Below are 18,230 nucleotides of genomic sequence, written 5' to 3'. Positions count from 1 at the left end.
GCCATGACACTCCGCCGGTTGATGGGAACCGCTCTTTGCGCCGCCACTTTCGCGGCCTGCACGCCCGTGGGGCCCGATTTCGTGCGCCCGAACTCTCCGGTCGTGAAGCAATGGATCGAGGTAAACAGCCCCAGCGTTGGCCAAAGCGGCCTGACATCGCGCAGCGCACCCGTGGTGAAATGGTGGGAGACATTCAATGACCCGACCCTCAACCGGCTGATTGCCGAGGCCTATGCCCAGAACCTGACGCTTCAGGTCGCGGGGGCACGGGTGCTGCAAGCGCGGGCGCAGTTGGGGATCGCTTTTGGGGAGCTTTATCCACAATCGCAAGCGATTGGCGGGTCGTTGCAGAGACGGCAAATCAGCGACAACCTAGGGCCTGTTGCCGATATCAACCGGATCATCCCCCTGGATACCGAGTTTTCGACGTCGCAGGTTGGGTTCGATGCCCAGTGGGAACTGGACGTCTGGGGCGCGCAGCGGCGCGGTGTTCAGGCGGCTCGGTCAAATCTGGCCTTGCAGGTCGCAAACTATGATGACGCATTGGTGACACTGACCGGCGACGTTGCCGCGCTCTACGTCAATATTCGCGCGTTGCAGGAATCTTTGGCGGTCGCCCGGGAAAACATCAAATTGCAGCAGGAATCGGCGGACCTGACACAGCTGCGGTTCAACAACGGAGTCACGACCGAACTGGATGTTCAGGAATCCACAGCCCTGCTCAACAATACCAAGGCCCTGGTGCCCGAGTTGGAAAGCGACCTGCAACAGACCAAGAATGCTTTGGCCGTGCTGCTGGGAACCACGCCGTCCCGGATGACCAGCCTTCTGGGAAATTCTGGCCGTATCCCGTCTGCGCGAACAAATGTGGCCGTTGGCGTGCCGGCAGAACTTCTGCGCCGCCGCCCGGATGTCCGCGCGGCAGAACTGGCCGCCGCGACTCAATCGGCGCAGGTGGGCATCGCAATGGCTGACCTGTATCCTCAGTTCGTGCTATCGGGCGCGATCGGTTTGCAGGCATCGGGCGGGCGCGATCTGTTCAGCGGCAACAGCACCACCGGTCTGGCCAGTGCCGGCGCGGTCTGGAACGTGCTCAACTATGGCCGCATCAAGAACAATGTCCGCGCTCAGGACGCTGCCTATCAGGCGCTGATCGCCAATTACCAGAACACCGTACTGACCGCGTATTCCGAGGTGGAAAGCGCAATGGTCGCCTATGCACAGGCGCGCAAACAGGTTGGATTCTATCAGAAAAGCGTCGATGCCTCACGCAAGGCCGCTGATATCGCCGTCAGCCAGTACAGGGACGGTATCGCCAGCTATTCACGCATTCTGAACACCCAGACCGCGCTTTTGCGGTCGCAGGCAAACCTGATCGAAGCGCGGCAGCAGGTGTCCAGCAATCTGGTTGCGGTTTACAAAGGTCTGGGCGGCGGATGGCAAATCCGTCAGAACCAGGAATTTCTGCCTGAAACCGTGCTGGCGGAAATGGCCTATCGCACCGATTGGGGCGATCTGCTTGAAAGAACCCCGACCCGAGCCAGCCTGAACTAGGCGCTACTTGGTCAACCCGCGCAGACCACCCGAGATCAGGATATTGACCTCGTAAAGGATGCGGGGCGCGGCCAGCCCGCCGGGGCTGGCCAGATAGTTGGGGCTCCATTCCGGATCGAATTTCTGTTTGAAGGCGCGCAGCCCTTCGAAATGATAGAACTGCTCGCCATGCTCATAGACAAAGCCGCCGATGCGGTTCCAAAGCGAGGCAAGTTGACGGTTTTCGATGCCTGAGAACGGCGCCGCACCCAGCGAGAACCAATGGAACCCCTGCTGTGATCCCCAGTTCATCATCTCTGCAAACAGCGCGTCCATGACAAAGCTTGGGCTGTCAGGTTCATAGCGCATCAAATCCAGTGACAGCTCGGATTTGTTGCCGCCCTGAAACAGGTTGGCGAAGGCCATGATCTTGCCTGTTTCACCGTCACGCAGAACCGCATGATCAAAATAAGACAGGTACTGATCGTCAAATCCCCCAAGCGCAAAACCCTTTTCGGCACCTGCCTTTTGCGCCAGCCAATGATCTGAAATCGCGCGCAATTCCGGCAAGACCGGGGCCAGGTCTTCTTTCGGAATGATCTCGAATACATAGCCCTCCCGCTCGGCCCGGTTCCTGGCCTGCCGGAACCGCTTGCGCGACTTTCCGTCCAGCGAGAAATCCTTGAGCGGCACCCGCGCGACCTCGCCGATCTTCAGGATCGACAGGCCCAGATCCAGAAATGTCGGCAGGTATTTGGTTGAAACACTGTAGAAGGCACACAGCTTGCCTTCTCGGTCCGCCATTTCCCTGAGTTGCCAGATCAATTGCCGCCCCGCTGCTTCATCGCCGACCGGCTCTCCCTTCGAGATCAGAGCGTTGCCCGTGTCTGCATAGGCAATGAAAGCGGTCTCATCCGGTGAAATCAGGAACTGTTTGTCACCGGTAAGCGAGATTTGGGATTCGGTATCTTCGCTCTCCATCACCAGCCTTTCGACCACTCCGGGGATTTCCGTGCGCACAGGTGTCGGAATCTCTCGCCCGAACAGAGAGTTCACGGCCACGACCCCCACGATCACCGCCACGATGAGGCTGGAGCGCAAAAAGCGCGAAGCATCTCCGTTCCAGGCAAATTCCCACCACAGGGCGTTCTGGTACTCGACATGGGAATAGGCGAACAGTCCGATCCAGAATATCACCGCCAGCAGCGCCACGACACTGACCAACCAGGGAATATTCAGCCTGAAGATAGACGCGCCACTGACCCGGTAGAACGCCCCGCGGAACATGGCCAGAAGGCCAATCGTGCCCAGCATCGACAGCGCTTCGTGAGTGTCCAGCCCCTTTGCCAGCGAGGCAAAGAACCCGGCCACCATCAACAACATTGCCACCACCCATGCGCGGTAGAGCTTTCGAAACAAACCGCGAGACACCAGCAAAAGCAGCACTCCGACAGCACTGCCGGCAAGGTGCGATGCCTCGACGAACGACAGCGGCAAAACCTCTCTCAGAACGCCAAGGTTCTGCGTGCCCGCTGGCAACGCTCCGGACACCAGCAGGATCACTCCGGCCACTGCCGCAACCCCGGCTGCAACCATGGGAACGATGGGGCGGATGACCCGATAGACCCATGTCGCGGCCCCGCCGATCCTGTGCCTCTGCGTCAGTGCCGACGCGACCGCTATGGACACGCTGGCGATACCGAAGGGCAAGAAGGTGTAAACGACCCGATACAGCAACAAGGCTGCGATCACATCCGAACGCCCCGACGCCCCAAGCCCCGCGATCAACGTGGCTTCGAATACCCCAAGCCCGCCCGGTGCGTGGCTGAGGATTCCAACGGCGATGGCGGCGATGTAGATCGTGAAGAAATAGGGATAGCCGACGCCCAGATCGTCCGGCATCAGGACATAGAGCGCCATGGACGCGCCAACCAGATCTCCGATAGCGGCCAGTGTCAGAAGGCTGGCCAGTTTGCCACCCGGCAAGTCAAATCCGATACCTGCGACGGCCAATCGCCTACCCCCGCTGGACAACCATATGAACATCGCGACCAATGCCCCCAGAAGGCACAATCCGATGGCGGTTTCCACCGTTTCGCTGACAGGCATCACTTTGGAGATTCCGTCCGGATGCACGGTCAGCAACACACCCAGAACCAGAACAAGCCCCATCCAGAACGCAACCCAGGACGTTGCGATGACCCCGGCCACCCGCCCCAGATCCAAACCCAGTGACGCATATATCCGATACCGGATCGCCGTTCCGGTGATGTAGGAAAACCCCAGGCAGTTCGATACGGCATAGCCGCTGGCCCCTGCCAATCCGGCTACAGGCAAAGGCACTTTGCCGCCTGCCACACTCTGCACGGCAAACACATCATAGAGCGACAGAGAAAGAAAACTGAACGCGGTCCAGAGCAAGGCGAAAAGCATAAGCTTCCACGACGTCATCGCGACATCGGTCTGGACATCCGACCATTTCACATGCGCCGACAAATCATGCAAAACCGTCAGTGCGATCCCGGTCACAAGTACCGGTATTGCAATCCGCAACCAGGGTTTTTCCAACATTGCCGTGAGCTTTTCAACCCAGTGCACGGCCAGAGGTTCACCGTCACTTTCCGCATTGGTCATGCTGCACGTCCCCGCCAGTTTCCGATCACAGATACCACGCCCGGCTCACTCGCCCGTCGGTCATCAAGACTTCACCTGCAGACCAACACTGGCACATTTTGTTTTTATCTCAAAGCGCTAGAGCCGCCCCTTGCGTGTTGACAGCAGAAGGTTCGTTTCCGAACGCGTCACGCCGTCGATTTTTCGTATCTGAAACAGAACTTCATCCAGTTCGGCCAGGGTTTCGGTGCTGATCTCGGCGATCAGATCCCAACTGCCATTTGTCGAATGAACCGCCGTCACCTGACGCATGGCTCCGATCCGGGCCATCACGCGTTCCGTACCACGCCCTTCAATCTCGAGCATCATCAACCCGCGCACCGGGCTTTGCGCCAGATCGCGACGCGTCAGGACGGTGAAGCCAACGATTTCACCGGACTGTTTCAGCCGCTGCAATCTGCTGCGCACCGTGGTGCGCGTCACGCCCAGTGTTTCCGACAGCTCTGACAGGCTTGCCCGTGCATCCCGTTGCAACGCATTGAGCAGCCGATTGTCCAATTCGTCCATAGCTCGTTCTCATAAAGGATTTTCCGAGACCATTTTGAGCAATTTGCCGACTTCACGCAAGACAGTCCGACGGCCTAAATGAACACATGGAACTCAAGGATATCATACTGGTTGGCGCCCCGATGGACGCCGGGAAACGTCGTCAGGGATGCCGGATGGGCCCTGATGCGTATCGCGTGGCAGGGTTGGATCAAGCGCTGTCTGATCTTGGTCACACCGTTCACGATTGGGGCGACGTGCAGGCCGAGATCGTCGACATTCCCCAACACCCGCACCTGTTCGCCCTGCCCGAATGTGTGGGGTGGACGCGCGCTCTCAGCAAGGTTGCGCAAGACGCGGCAGGTCAGGGAATTCCCATTTTCATGGGGGGTGATCACGCCCTGTCCATGGGGACGGTGGCCGGGATGGCCGCCCATGCTGCTCGGATCGATCGCCCCCTGTTCGTACTATGGCTTGACGCCCACAGCGACTTTCACACTCCGGACAGTACCGGCAGCGGCAACCTGCACGGCACGCCGGTGGCGTATTTCACCGGCAGGCCCGGATTCGAGGACTTTCCCCCTTTGCCCGCCGTCATACCGACGGATCGCGTCGGCATGATCGGGTTGCGCTCTGTCGACCCGGCGGAACGGGCGGCGCTGGAACACGACCGCGCCATGCTGGCAGATATGCGCAGCATCGATGAAAACGGCATCAAAGCCCCCCTTTTGGCCTTTCTGGATCGCGTCAGGGCAGAAAACGCTTTGCTACATGTGTCGTTGGATGTCGATTTCCTCGACCCGGCAGTGGCACCCGCAGTCGGCACGACCGTGCCCGGTGGTGCGACCGAGCGTGAAGCCCATTTGGCCATGGAGCTGCTGCACGAAAGCGGGCTTGTCTGCTCGCTGGACCTGGTCGAACTGAACCCGTTTCTGGATGACCGGGGCCGAACCGCAAAACTGATGGTCGATCTGGCCGCCTCTCTGATGGGTCGCCGTATCTTCGATCGCCCAACCCGGAGTTTCTGATGCTGTCACTTCAAGCGCCATCCGCCGTTGTCATGATCCGGCCACACGCTTTTGCATCCAACCCGGAAACACGTGATGACAACGCCTTTCAAACGCTGAGCACTGCTTCCGCCGAGGCGACATCGGACGCGGCCAGGGATGAACATGATCGGGCGGTGCAGCAATTGCGCGACGCCGGAGTCACTGTTCATGTGTTTGACGATTTCGGCGACCTCAACACACCTGACAGCGTTTTTCCCAACAACTGGTTCTCAACGCATCCCGGCGGCCATGTGGCGATCTACCCGATGTTCGTGCCATCGCGCAGACGCGAACGCAGGACCGATGTAATCGAGTTGCTCAAACAGGAATACCGCGTGCAGGATGTCATCGACTATTCCGGGTTGGAACAAGACAACCTGGCTCTGGAAGGGACCGGCGCGATGGTTTTGGATCACGTGGCCCGCATCGCTTACACGGTGACGTCCAATCGCGCCGATCCGGTCCTGTTGGAACGGTTCTGCACGCATTTCAACTATGAGCCAATCGCCTTTGAGGCCCGCGATGCCAAGGGCCGGGACGTTTATCACACCAACGTATTGATGGGTATCGGCACGCATTACGCCTTGATCTGCCTCGATATGATATCGGACCCGGCTCGCCGCGTGACCGTTCGCAACCGGCTGGAAGAATCCGGTCGAACGGTCATTGACCTGACGCACGACCAAATCGCCGAGTTCGCAGGTAACGCCATTGAACTGACCGGGCGTGATGGGTTGGTGCTGGCCCTGTCCAGCAGGGCACTCGCCGCCCTCACACCAGACCAAATCGCAACAATCCAGAACAGTGCAACACCGTTGACGCTGTCCGTTCCAACAATTGAAACCGCCGGTGGGTCCGTGCGCTGCATGATTGCAGGCGTTCACCTTGCCCGCCGATAGGAGAGCACCATGCAACCTTCAGACAAGGCCCTGGTACCATTCGTTTCCGTCGACAACATGATGCGACTGGTTCACCACATTGGCGTCGAACAGATGATCACGCAGATTGCCGCTCAGATCGAGGCCGATTTCAAACGATGGGAAAGCTTCGACAAGACACCGCGCATTCCAGCGCATTCTCCTCATGGCGTGATTGAGCTGATGCCAACTTCGGATGGCGAGGCGTACGGGTTCAAATATGTAAACGGCCACCCCAAGAACACCTCCGAAGGGCTGCAAACCGTTACTGCATTCGGCCTGCTGGCGGATGTCTACACCGGATATCCGACGCTGTTGACCGAAATGACTATGCTGACTGCGCTGCGCACGGCGGCGACTTCGGCATTGGTCGGGCGCTATCTGGCCCCGAAAAATGCCAGGACGATGGCCATGATCGGCAATGGCGCACAGTCCGAATTCCAGTGCCTCGCCTTCAAGGCAATGTGCGGGATCGACACCGTTCGGCTTTATGACATCGATCCGAATGCCACGTCGAAATGCGCGGCGAACTTGCAGGGCAAGGGCCTGACAGTCATCCCTTGCAAAACGCCGGAAGACGCCATCGAAGGCGCCCAGATCATCACCACCTGCACGGCAGACAAGAAATACGCAACGATCCTGACCGACAACATGGTCGGGCCCGGTGTGCACATCAACGCCATCGGAGGCGATTGCCCCGGCAAGACCGAGTTGCATCGCGACATCCTGTTACGTTCGGACATCTTCGTCGAATACCCTGAACAAACCCGGATCGAAGGCGAAATTCAGGCGCTGGATTCAGATCACCCTGTGACTGAGATGTGGCAGGTCATCACTGGCGCGGCCAAGGGGCGCACCGATGAGCGGCAGATCACTTTGTTCGACAGTGTAGGCTTTGCCATCGAGGATTTCTCGGCCCTGCGCTATGTGAAACAGGCGATTGAAGGTACAACCTTCTTTGAACCTCTGGACATGTTGGCCGACCCGGACGATCCCCGCGATCTGTTCGGAATGTTGATGCGAGCCGGATAGCACGCAATCTTGGGGGCGCTGCCCCCGCCGCGCTGCGCGCGCCTCCCCCGGGATATTTTCAGCCAGATGAAGCAAGGGGTCCGAATTTCATCTGGCCACAAATATCCCGGAGCGCGAGGCAGAGCCTCGCTTCCGAGCTATCCCGCAAGCGATGGCAGGTAGAGGACAATACCCGGGAAAGCAACGAGCGCCGCGATGGTCAGGGCGTCAGCGATGAAAAAGGGCGTGACGCCTTTGAACACATCTTGAACACTCAGGTCCGGGCGTACACCGGCAACGACAAAGCAATTCAGCCCGATAGGTGGTGTAATCAGGCAAAACTCGGCCATTTTGACAACCAGAATACCAAACCAAATCGCACACATCGGACCGGACATTCCAAACGCGCTGTCGGCGGCACTGACGGTTTCACCACCATTCAAGGCCATCACCGCCGGATAGACCACGGGCAAGGTCAAAAGCAGCATTCCAATTGCATCCATGAACATGCCCAACACCGCGTATGCCAGCAGAATGCAGATCAGGATCATCATCGGCGACATCTCGAGCCCCGTGATCCAATCCGAGAAAGCACCCGGCAGGTCTGCAAAACCAAGAAAGCGCACATAGATCAGAACGCCCCAGATGATCGAAAAGATCATCGCCGTCAGTTTGGCGGTTTCCAACAGCGCGGATTTGAGCTCGGCCCAGCGCATTCCGTGGAACAAGGCAAAACAGAACACGATGAAGGCACCAATGGCACCGCCTTCCGTCGGAGTGCCCCACGCCTTTTCACCAAACGGATTGTAGACAAAGCAGATGATGATCAGGATGACGGCGACAATCGGGAAGGCACCGGGAAGTGCCGCAAAGCGCTGTTTCCAGGTAAACCCCGTGACCGGCGGGCCAACGGATTTGAAGATCACGGCGATCCCGACGATCAGAAGGCCGTATACGATTGCGGAAAACGCGCCCGGAATAAAACCCGCCAACAGCAGCTTCCCGACATCCTGCTCGACGATGATCGCGTAGATCACCAGAATGGCCGAAGGCGGGATCAGGGATGCCAGCGTCCCGCCTGCGGCAACCACACCGGCTGCGAAGCGTTTGTTGTAGCCCACCTTCAGCATTTCGGGAATCGCGATACGGGCAAAGACGGCGGACGTCGCGACCGAAGCACCGGACACCGCAGCGAAGCCGGCCGTGGCGAAAACGGTCGACACCGCCAACCCTCCGGGCACCCATGCGACCCAGCGTTTTGCGGCCTCGAACAAAGCGCGGGTAAGCCCCGCGTAATATGCCAGGTACCCGATCAGGATGAAGGTCGGAATCAGGCTGAGAGTGTGGGACGCGACCTTGGAATGTGGCACCTGCCCCGCGGTCTTGACCGCCACTGTCAGCGCCTTGCCAAACCGTTCCGGATCGTAACCGAACTTGGCCCAGAAAATCCAAAACAGTCCGACAAGTCCCGCCAAACCGGCTGCGAAGGCAACCCGCATGCCCGCCACGACAAGAACCAGAAGGCCGCCTGTGACCCAGAGGCCAATCTCAATCGTGTCCATGTATCAGTCCTGCCCTTCGAACTGTTCGGCCTCGGCCGCTGCCAGCGCCGCTGCATCCTGTATCAACGGAACGGCCGCCGGAGCGTCCAGCCCCAGCCAGAACGCCCGGCCATACCCCCAGACTTGCAGCGCAAGGCGCAGGCAGAGAACGGAAAATGCAACGGGTGCCAGAAGCTTGGCCGGCCACAAGGGAATGCCGATATCGATCGAACTGTCCCGGCTCCACATTGGGGCGCCGAAATCAAACGACCGGTCGAAATGAGACCAGCTGCCCCAAACCAGAGCCAGCATCAGGATCAGGATCAGAACCACCGAGAGCAGTTCAAACAGCCACAACGCTCGTCCGTGCAAGCGGGAAATGACGATATCCATACGGATATGCCCCCCATCGCGCTGAACATATGAAATGCCCAGAAAAGCGATGAGAGGCATCGCCTGTTCTATCCAGTCAACATAGCCCGGCAAAGGAGCATTCAGTGCATTCCGACCACTGACGGACACGACGGCCAACACCATCAGTGAAAAAACCGCCAATCCGCTGATCAGTGCCAGAAACCGTTCGAGCACGAGCAAACGCTGATCCAGCTGGCTCAGACGGCTGCCGTCTACCAGAACCGTGGCTTGTCCTGCCATTCCGGTGATTCCTTGTTGTTTGTTGCCGGGCGCCGTGAAAGCACCCGGCCTTGTGGATCAGTTGCCGCCGCGCTGTTGCTTCAGCGTCGTCTGGACAAGATCGTAAAGGTCCTGCGCCGGCAGACCCTGTGCGGTCATGTCCGCAATCCATTTTTCACGGATCGGATCAGCGGCCTTCGTGCGGAACTCTTCAATTACCGCGTCGTCGATCATGACCTTCTGGACACCCTTTTCTTCCAGGACGCTGTCCCATTGTTCGAGCAGGCCGCCGTAATTCGCCAGGTAATGGTCGATCGCTTCATCGATCGAACTGTCCAGAGCTTCACGATGTTCGGCTGGCAGCGCCTCGTAGGCATCGATGTTGACCACAACCGGGCAGTTCACCGTTCCCGGATTCAGGTTCGCGGTCCACCAGTCCGCTTCGTTGATCGTTCCGAACGAAAGGTGCGCATGCTGGGCAAAGGCCACGGTGTCGACGACGCCCGATTCCATCGCATTGAAGGCTTCTGTCGCCGGAACCGATGTGGGCACTCCTCCGACCGCCTCGAAGGCCTGACCAAGGCCACCGGTCGCCCGGACCCGCATTCCGTCAAATTCAGCAAGTTCATCCCGCGGCTCGCCGGTGCCGACAAGGTTATACTGCGGCATTGGCGAGGTCATGATGATGCGGGCATTCCATTGTGCCATCTCTTCCTTGACTGCCGGATGGTCGTATACCGCATGGCTGACCGCTACTTCTTCCTGCAAGTTGTTCACACCCAGAAACGGCAATTCCAATACGGTGATCGCCCGGTTCTTGTCGCGGTGGTAGCCAGCACAGAACTGAGCCATCTCGAAGGCGCCGATTTCGATCCCGTCCAGGTTTTCCTTGGGTTTGGACAACCCGCCATAGCTGACATTGATGGTGAATTCGCCACCGGTTTTCTCGCTGACCAGTTCGGCCAGTTTTTCTACATGTTCCGTAAAGGCGCGGCGCTTGCCCCAGACGGATGCGTTCCATTCCGTTGCGGCGGCTTCGGTCACAAAAGCAACGCCAAGGGCGGCGATTGCGGCACCGCTCAACATCTTTTTCATAGTTTCGTCTCCCATAGGTGCGCCCCCTACCGAGGCGCTTGTCGATCAAGCTAGCGCCAACATTCGATCGTGCCAACCCTGTCCGGGATTTGCGTAATTTTTGGGAAGTAGACCCAAAATGACCTAAAACGACAGAAGCGCTGAGCTCAGCCGTCCTTGCAAACACAATTGACAGGCAGCACCCACAATACTCATTACATTCAAGTTTCTGTTTTCGCTATATTTTGACGATCTTCTTTCCAGCTTTTTTACAAATTAATCCAAATTGCAAAAATTTCTTTACAAAGAAATCCAAGGATTACACCAATTTATTTATTTATTTTCAGAACGCGGTAATATTCAAACTTGGGGAGGAACAGGATCGACATTGCCTGAATGACAGGCAAAAAATCCACATGCAATCCAGTCCAGAGGGAGGAGCCTCAAAGATGACCACCGCTGCCCAGGCAGATGCCAAGACTTATCCGCCATCCGCAGAAACCGTCGCTCGTGCGCATGTCGATGCCGCAAAGTATGCCGACATGTACGCAGCCTCAATCAGCGACCCCGACACGTTCTGGGGCGAGCAAGGCAAGCGCATCGACTGGATCAAGCCCTTCACTCAGGTCAAGGACGTCAGTTACGAATTTGGCTCGGTCAAGATCAACTGGTATGCCGATGGCACGTTGAATGTATCGGCCAACTGCCTGGATCGTCATCTGAAAACCCGCGGCGACCAGACCGCGATCATCTGGGAACCGGATGATCCGAATGACCCGGCCCAGCATATCTCTTACGCAGAATTGCACCGGCGCACCTGCCGGATGGCCAACATTCTGGAATCCCTGGGTGTCCGCAAGGGCGATCGCGTCGTCATCTATCTGCCGATGATCCCCGAAGCCGCTTATGCCATGCTGGCCTGTGCGCGGATCGGCGCAATTCACTCGATCGTTTTCGCGGGCTTCTCGCCCGACGCTCTGGCCGCACGGATCAATGGGTGCGACGCAAAGGTCGTGATTACGGCAGATGAGGCCCCGCGCGGTGGTCGCAAAACGCCGCTGAAGTCCAACGCAGACGCCGCCCTGCTGCACTGCAAGGACACGGTGAAATGCCTTGTGGTCAAGCGCACTGGCGGTCAGACCACCTGGATCGACGGTCGCGACTATGACTACAACGAAATGGCGCTTGAGGCGGACGACTACTGCGCCCCTGCCGAGATGAGCGCCGAAGATCCGTTGTTCATTCTTTACACGTCGGGTTCGACCGGTCAGCCCAAGGGCGTTGTGCACACGACCGGCGGCTATCTGGTTTATGCTGCGATGACACACGAGATCACATTCGATTATCACGAAGGTGACGTGTACTGGTGTACTGCGGACGTGGGTTGGGTGACTGGCCACAGCTATATCGTATATGGGCCGCTGGCCAATGGCGCGACCACGCTGATGTTCGAAGGCGTGCCGACCTATCCCGATGCCTCGCGTTTCTGGCAGGTCTGCGAAAAGCACAAGGTGAACCAGTTCTACACCGCCCCCACCGCAATCCGCGCGCTGATGGGTCAGGGCAACGAGTTCGTCGAAAATTGCGACCTGTCCAGCCTGCGCATCCTGGGCACCGTGGGCGAGCCCATCAACCCCGAGGCATGGACCTGGTACAACGACGTTGTCGGCAAAGGCAAATGCCCCATCGTCGACACCTGGTGGCAGACCGAAACCGGCGGCCACCTGATGACGCCGCTGCCCGGCGCACATGCGATGAAGCCCGGATCGGCAATGAAGCCATTTTTTGGCATCGAACCGGTGGTTCTGGACCCGCAATCCGGTGTCGAAATCGAAGGCAACGGTGTCGAGGGCGTTCTGTGCATCAAAGACAGCTGGCCCGGCCAGATGCGCACCGTCTGGGGCGATCATGAGCGGTTCGAGAAAACCTATTTTTCGGATTACAAAGGCTATTACTTCACGGGTGACGGCTGCCGCCGCGACGAAGATGGTGACTATTGGATCACCGGTCGTGTAGATGACGTGATCAACGTGTCCGGTCACCGCATGGGCACGGCCGAAGTGGAAAGCGCGCTGGTTGCGCATGCTGCTGTGGCCGAGGCTGCCGTGGTTGGATACCCTCATGAAATCAAAGGGCAAGGCATCTATTGCTACGTCACCTTGATGAATGATCGCGAGCCCTCGGACGAGCTGATGAAAGAGCTGCGCACATGGGTCCGCACCGAGATCGGCCCGATTGCGTCTCCGGATGTGATCCAGTGGGCACCCGGCCTGCCGAAGACGCGCTCGGGCAAGATCATGCGCCGTATCCTGCGCAAGATCGCCGAGAACGATTTCGGATCGTTGGGCGACACTTCGACACTGGCCGATCCGTCGGTGGTCGAAGACCTGATCGAAAACCGTGCGAACAAGTGAGGATGTGATGGACGCTGCCACGATCACCACGCCCGCCGTTGTCATCCTTCTCGGCCCTCCGGGTGCCGGGAAAGGTACACAGGCCCGGATGCTGGAAGAGAAATTCGGACTTGTTCAACTCAGCACCGGTGACCTGCTGCGCGAAGCCGTCGCGGCCGGAACCGAAGCCGGCAAAGCGGCAAAGGCCGTAATGGAAGCCGGCGATCTGGTCAGCGACGAGATCGTCATCGCCATCCTGCGCGACCGCATGGCACAGCCGGATTGCGCCAAGGGCGTCATTCTGGACGGTTTCCCGCGCACGACGGTTCAGGCCGAAGCGCTGGACAGCCTGCTGGCCTCCAACGGCCAGAAGATCAACGCCGCGATCAGCCTCGAGGTGGAAGACGCAGAAATGGTGACCCGTATTTCGGGCCGCTACACCTGCGCCGGCTGTGGCGAAGGGTACCACGACCAGTTCAAGAAGCCTGCCGAAGAAGGCAAATGCGACAAATGCGGTCATACCGAATTCAAGCGCCGCGCGGATGACAATGCCGAAACGGTGGCCTCGCGCCTTGCAGCGTACCACGCGCAGACAGCACCACTGATCGCCTACTATGACGGTCAGGGCGTGCTGAAGCGTGCAAACGCCATGGGCAGGATCGAAGACATTGCCAATGAACTTGAAGGGATCGTTGGCGAAGCAATGAATTAGGGGGTGGATAAGAGCCGCAAGGCTCTGATCCCAAACAGAATACTTCAAAAGACCGCCTTGGCGGACTGGTGGAGTTTTGCCTGACGTCACGTGGCGTCTGGCGCAAGTGAGAAGCGGCCCGACGCACTGGAGGATGTAGGCATCGGGCCGTCCAACGAGGAAGCGAAGGAGGAACCCGCGATGGCGGATCATTCAACAAACTCCGCGCAGACTGCCGAGTCCGACAAGGGCTATTGGCAGGCCAACCTGCGCCTCATCTACATCAGCCTCGCGATTTGGGCGCTGGTGTCGTTTGGATTCGGCATTCTGCTGCGTCCGATGCTGTCGGGGATCGCCGTCGGCGGAACCGATCTGGGCTTTTGGTTCGCACAACAGGGATCGATTTTGGTCTTTCTGGTGCTGATCTTCAACTACGCCTGGCGCATGAACAAGCTAGACGCCGAATACGGTGTTGAGGAGTAAACCCCATGGATCAGTTTACCATCAACCTGCTGTTTGTCGGCGCATCCTTCGCGCTGTACATCGGCATCGCGATCTGGGCCCGGGCGGGGTCCACATCTGAATTTTACGCTGCGGGTCGCGGCATCCATCCTGTCACCAACGGTATGGCAACGGCGGCAGACTGGATGTCTGCGGCTTCGTTCATCTCGATGGCGGGTCTGATTGCCTTCACCGGCTACGACAACAGCTCGTTCCTGATGGGCTGGACCGGTGGTTACGTGCTGCTGGCTCTGCTGCTTGCGCCCTATCTGCGCAAATTCGGCAAGTACACCGTGTCCGAGTTCATCGGCGACCGCTTCTACAGCCAGACCGCGCGTATCGTTGCGGTGATCTGTTTGATCGTTGCCTCGGTGACATACGTGATCGGTCAGATGACCGGCGTCGGCGTGGCCTTTGGCCGCTTCCTCGAAGTGTCAAACACCTCGGGCCTGTTGATCGGTGCAGCGGTTGTGTTTGCCTACGCGGTGTTTGGCGGAATGAAAGGCGTGACCTACACCCAGGTTGCTCAGTACTGCGTGCTGATCACCGCCTACACCATTCCGGCGATCTTCATCTCGTTGCAGCTGACCGGCACGCCGGTTCCGGCGCTGGGTCTGTTTGGTGACACCGCCAGCGGTGAACCCCTGCTGACCAAGCTGGACGCCATCGTGACCGAGCTGGGCTTCAATGAATACACGGCCCACCACTCGAACACACTGAACATGGTGCTGTTCACCTTGTCGCTGATGATCGGTACGGCGGGTCTGCCGCACGTCATCATGCGCTTCTTCACCGTTCCCAAAGTGGCTGACGCACGTTGGTCTGCTGGCTGGGCGCTGGTCTTCATCGCTCTGCTGTATCTGACCGCCCCCGCGGTTGGTGCCATGGCGCGTCTGAACATCAGTGACATGATGTGGCCCAATGGCGGCATCGAAGGCGGAGCTGTGTCTGTTGAACAAATCGACAATGACGCCCGCTATGACTGGATGGCCACGTGGCAGAAAACCGGTCTGCTGGATTGGGAAGACAAGAACGGCGACGGCAAGATCCAGTACTACAACGACAAGAATGCCGACATGCAGGCACTTGCCGAAGAAAAAGGCTGGGTCGGTAACGAGCTGACCAAGTTCAACCGCGACATCCTGGTTCTGGCCAACCCCGAGATTGCCAACCTGCCGGGTTGGGTGATCGGTCTGGTCGCGGCTGGTGGTCTTGCGGCTGCCCTGTCCACCGCTGCGGGTCTGCTGCTGGCAATCTCGTCGGCCGTGTCGCATGACCTGATCAAAGGTGCGATCAACCCGCAGATCTCGGAAAAAGGCGAGCTTCTGTCGGCGCGGATCGCAATGGCTGTTGCCATCGTTGTCGCAACCTATCTGGGTCTGAACCCACCGGGCTTTGCGGCGCAGACAGTGGCGCTGGCCTTCGGTCTGGCGGCGGCTTCGATCTTCCCGGCGCTGATGATGGGGATCTTCTCGACCCGCATCAACAACACCGGCGCGGTCGCAGGCATGCTGGCTGGTCTGACCGTCACCCTGGTCTACATCTTCCTGCACAAGGGCTGGCTGTTCATTCCGGGCACCAACTCGTTCACCGATGCAGACCCCCTGCTGGGTCCGATCAAGTCGACCTCGTTCGGCGCGATTGGTGCCATGGTCAACTTTGCGACGGCCTACATCGTTGCAGGCATGACCAAGGAAACTCCGCAGGAGATCAAGGATCTGGTCGAAAGCGTACGCATTCCCCGTGGTGCGGGCGCAGCTCAGGATCACTGAGTATGATGCGGTTGTCGGCACTTGCCTTCGACCGCGTCTTTCGATCCACTGTTCCCGCCCGGCATACCACCGGGCGGGATTTTTTAACCAGAACACCGGAGACATCAGATGCCCCTGTCCCACGATGAAATTGCCCGGTTTCTGAAATCCGTTCATCCCTATGACGCATTGCCCGCTGACGCGCTGGACCAGATCGTCAAGCAGATCGAGGTCTGGGAGGTTGAGGAAAACGCGTCAGTCTATGAACTCGGCCATACCCTGCCCGGTGTGTTCGTGATCTATGAAGGACAGGTTGAGATCACCGACGAGAACGGTGCAGTCGTTTCTCATCTGGGGTTGCGCAATTCCTTTGGTGAGCGCGGCCTGCTGAGAGACGGCAAGGCCGCCACCAAAGCCCGCGCGCATACACCATCGGTCCTGGTGGTGCTGCCACCTGATTTGGTGCGGAGTTTGATCGACAACCACGACGTCGTCGCCAAATTCTTCAACCGAACCCGAGGTGATCGCAGCGGCCCCCAAAGCCTTGCGACCAGTTCGATTGACGTTCTGATGGCACGCAATCCCGCCACCTGCCCTGCGGACACGTCGGTTCAGGAAGCGGCACGAATCATGCGCGACAAACATATCTCGTCGCTTTGCGTGACCGATGGAGAAAAGTTGCAGGGCATCGCCACCCTGCGGGACATTTCGGGCAAATTTGTCGCCGACGGATTGCCCGCAACCACACGGGTTTCCGAAATCATGACCGCAAACCCCGTGACCCTGTCGCCCAGCGATGTCGGTTCGGATGTTCTTCACATCATGATGGAGCGCGGCATTGGCCACATCCCGATTTCCGAAGGCGGTCGTCTGGTCGGGATCGTGACACAGACCGATCTGACCCATTATCAGGCCGTCAACTCGGCCGAGCTGGTTGGTCGGATCGCAAAGGCCGACAGCGCTGAAGAAATGGCGCGGGTGACGGCGGAAATTCCGCAGTTGCTGGTTCAGTTGGTTGCTGGTGGGAACCGGCATGAGATTGTCACGCGGCTGATCACCGATATTGCCGACACCGTTACCCGCCGCCTGCTGAAACTGGCTGAAACCGAACTGGGGCCGCCCCCTGTACCCTATCTGTGGCTTGCCTGCGGCTCACAGGGGCGGCAAGAACAGACCGGCGTATCCGATCAGGACAATTGCCTGATGCTGGATGACAGCGTCACCGACGCCGATATGTCCTATTTCACCAAACTGGCCAAATTCGTCTCTGACGGGCTGGACGTCTGCGGGTATTTTTACTGCCCCGGCGACATGATGGCGACAAATCCGCGCTGGTGTCAGCCGGTTCGTGTCTGGCGCGACTATTTCAAGGGCTGGATTGCCAAGCCAAACCCCGAGGCGCAAATGCTGGCCTCGGTCATGTTCGACCTGCGCCCCATCGGCGGCGCGTTTGAGTTGTTTGCCGATCTGCAAGCGGACACTCTGGCAGCGGCCAGGGCAAACTCGATCTTCGTCGCGCACATGATTTCGAACTCGCTCAAACATACGCCCCCTTTGGGCCTGCTGCGCGGTTTCGCGACGATCCGCTCGGGCGAGCATCGCAACACGCTGGATCTGAAACACAACGGAGTGGTGCCCGTCGTCGATCTGGCGCGCATCTACGCGCTGCAAGGCGAGCTGACCGAGGCCAACACCCGCGCCCGCCTGAAAGCAGCCGAGTCCAGCGGTGTGCTCAGCCCCTCTGGTGCGCGTGACCTGCTGGATGCCTATGATCTGATCGCAGAAACCCGGCTGGAGCATCAGGTTCGGCTGGTTAAATCCGGAGCGATGCCCGACAACTACCTGCCACCGTCCGAATTGTCGGACTTTGAGCGAAGTCATCTGCGTGATGCTTTCGTGGTGGTAAAAACGATGCAATCGGCAGTTGGCCACGGCAAGGGAATGCTGGGCTGACATGCGTCTGAGGAACGGAGAGAC

14 protein-coding genes are annotated in these 18,230 nt (G+C 58.8%); 9 read left to right on the top strand and 5 right to left on the bottom strand.

Annotated features, from left to right (window positions below; translation table 11 throughout):
* Positions 1-3: 3 nt before the first annotated feature.
* Positions 4-1,554 carry an efflux transporter outer membrane subunit gene (locus NOR97_RS06205; protein WP_257600569.1) on the top strand — a complete coding sequence of 517 codons (1,551 nt, stop codon included), beginning with the start codon at positions 4-6 and terminating at the stop codon, positions 1,552-1,554.
* A 3-nt stretch (positions 1,555-1,557) separates the two neighbouring features.
* Here NOR97_RS06205 and mprF read toward each other — a convergent pair whose 3' ends face one another.
* Complete coding sequence (gene mprF / locus NOR97_RS06200; protein WP_306979544.1) at positions 1,558-4,167, bottom strand: bifunctional lysylphosphatidylglycerol flippase/synthetase MprF; 2,610 nt, start codon at positions 4,165-4,167, stop codon at positions 1,558-1,560.
* A gap of 117 nt (positions 4,168-4,284) precedes the next feature.
* Positions 4,285-4,713 (bottom strand): Lrp/AsnC family transcriptional regulator, encoded by a 429-nt coding sequence (locus NOR97_RS06195; protein WP_170344639.1) that lies wholly within the window; start codon positions 4,711-4,713, stop codon positions 4,285-4,287.
* Between the two features lie 86 nt (positions 4,714-4,799).
* On the opposite strand from NOR97_RS06195, the gene rocF reads away from it, so the two are divergent.
* The 3 genes from rocF to NOR97_RS06180 are packed head-to-tail and all read left to right on the top strand — an operon-like array spanning position 4,800 to position 7,690.
* A complete protein-coding gene (gene rocF / locus NOR97_RS06190; protein WP_257600568.1) occupies positions 4,800-5,720 on the top strand; it encodes an arginase in 921 nt (306 codons plus the stop codon).
* Positions 5,720-6,640, top strand: coding sequence for a citrulline utilization hydrolase CtlX (ctlX, locus tag NOR97_RS06185; RefSeq protein ID WP_257600567.1), 921 nt, complete (start codon positions 5,720-5,722; stop codon positions 6,638-6,640). Before rocF ends, ctlX begins: the two co-directional genes overlap by 1 nt.
* A 9-nt stretch (positions 6,641-6,649) precedes the next feature.
* Positions 6,650-7,690 (top strand): ornithine cyclodeaminase, encoded by a 1,041-nt coding sequence (locus tag NOR97_RS06180; protein ID WP_257600565.1) that lies wholly within the window; start codon positions 6,650-6,652, stop codon positions 7,688-7,690.
* Between the two features lie 137 nt (positions 7,691-7,827).
* On the opposite strand, the gene NOR97_RS06175 is transcribed toward NOR97_RS06180, so the two are convergent.
* From NOR97_RS06175 to NOR97_RS06165, 3 genes are read right to left on the bottom strand one after another with little or no spacing between them, the layout of a single operon-like run.
* Positions 7,828-9,231 carry a TRAP transporter large permease gene (locus tag NOR97_RS06175; RefSeq protein ID WP_257600563.1) on the bottom strand — a complete coding sequence of 468 codons (1,404 nt, stop codon included), beginning with the start codon at positions 9,229-9,231 and terminating at the stop codon, positions 7,828-7,830.
* 3 nt (positions 9,232-9,234) lie between these two features.
* Positions 9,235-9,864: a TRAP transporter small permease gene (locus NOR97_RS06170; RefSeq protein WP_170344644.1), complete on the bottom strand. Its 630-nt coding sequence runs from the start codon at positions 9,862-9,864 to the stop codon at positions 9,235-9,237.
* Between the two features lie 57 nt (positions 9,865-9,921).
* On the bottom strand, positions 9,922-10,938 hold the full coding sequence (locus NOR97_RS06165; protein ID WP_257600561.1) for a C4-dicarboxylate TRAP transporter substrate-binding protein: 1,017 nt from the start codon (positions 10,936-10,938) through the stop codon (positions 9,922-9,924).
* A gap of 428 nt (positions 10,939-11,366) precedes the next feature.
* On the opposite strand from NOR97_RS06165, the gene acs reads away from it, so the two are divergent.
* From acs to NOR97_RS06140, 5 genes are all read left to right on the top strand, one after another.
* Positions 11,367-13,331, top strand: a complete 1,965-nt coding sequence (acs, locus tag NOR97_RS06160; protein ID WP_170344646.1) for an acetate--CoA ligase — start codon at positions 11,367-11,369, stop codon at positions 13,329-13,331.
* 7 nt (positions 13,332-13,338) lie between these two features.
* On the top strand, positions 13,339-14,022 hold the full coding sequence (locus tag NOR97_RS06155; protein WP_170344647.1) for an adenylate kinase: 684 nt from the start codon (positions 13,339-13,341) through the stop codon (positions 14,020-14,022).
* Between the two features lie 180 nt (positions 14,023-14,202).
* Entirely contained in the window at positions 14,203-14,484 is a 282-nt protein-coding gene (locus NOR97_RS06150) for a DUF4212 domain-containing protein (protein WP_170344753.1), read from the top strand.
* Between the two features lie 5 nt (positions 14,485-14,489).
* Complete coding sequence (locus tag NOR97_RS06145) at positions 14,490-16,274, top strand: sodium:solute symporter family protein (RefSeq protein ID WP_170344648.1); 1,785 nt, start codon at positions 14,490-14,492, stop codon at positions 16,272-16,274.
* A 108-nt stretch (positions 16,275-16,382) separates the two neighbouring features.
* A complete protein-coding gene (locus NOR97_RS06140; protein WP_257600560.1) occupies positions 16,383-18,206 on the top strand; it encodes a DUF294 nucleotidyltransferase-like domain-containing protein in 1,824 nt (607 codons plus the stop codon).
* Positions 18,207-18,230: the final 24 nt, after the last annotated feature.

Source organism: Ruegeria sp. YS9 (genome assembly GCF_024628725.1).
In the GTDB taxonomy this organism is placed as follows: domain Bacteria; phylum Pseudomonadota; class Alphaproteobacteria; order Rhodobacterales; family Rhodobacteraceae; genus Ruegeria; species Ruegeria atlantica_C.
Note: the sequence above shows the minus strand (reverse complement) of the source record. Positions and strands in the feature narration are given on the sequence as shown.